Here is a 651-nt window from a genome sequence, read left to right as displayed (position 1 = left end):
GGGTCGGGTCGAGGGGCAGCGAGGCGATCAACAGGGCGGGTACGCCCAGGGGTTCGTCGGTCGGGGTCGGCGCGTGGACCACGGGCGCGGTGCGGGGGCGTACGGGCGCGCCCTCCGCGTCGACCGGGACGGCCCAGGTGACGGCCCAGTGGGGGCGCAGGCGCTCCTCCACGGGCCGGCCTTCTAGGAGCTTCGGGTCGAGCGCGCCGTGGGCGGCGGAGATACGCCAACGGGTGGTGTCCGTCGTGCCGTTGGCCGAGTCGGTGATGTCGATGTACGGGCCTTCGGCGGACCGGGTCAGGGTCCGTACGCCCTCCACGGTGTCGACGACGATCTCGCCGAGCCCGGGGAGCGTCAGCAGCAGGGCGTCGTCGATGCCGTCGAGCAGGCGCGTCGCCAGGTCCTCGGCGCCGCCGTGCCGGCCGACGACGGCGGGCTCGTCGCTGACGGCGAGCACGGCCGCGAAGCCGACGCCGAAGCGGCCGACGGCGCCGTTCGTATCGTCCTCGGTGCGCTTGGCGGATGCACGGAGGGTGGAGAGGGATTCGACGCCCACGGCGTCGAGGGGCGCGCCGGTGTTGGCGGCGGCGAGGGTGCCCTCGCGGAGGGTCAGACGGAGCTTGCCCGGGACGCCCGCACGGGCGGCGGCGT

The 651-nt window shown here is 75.6% G+C and carries 1 protein-coding gene; it reads right to left on the bottom strand.

The annotated features are described in order from the left end of the window. A partial coding sequence (locus tag J0695_RS37155) for a sacsin N-terminal ATP-binding-like domain-containing protein (RefSeq protein ID WP_372445891.1) occupies positions 1-651 on the bottom strand: 651 nt, incomplete at both ends.

The sequence above is a fragment of the Streptomyces beijiangensis genome (assembly GCF_017315755.1).
GTDB lineage: Bacteria > Actinomycetota > Actinomycetes > Streptomycetales > Streptomycetaceae > Streptomyces > Streptomyces beijiangensis.
Note: the sequence above shows the minus strand (reverse complement) of the source record. Positions and strands in the feature narration are given on the sequence as shown.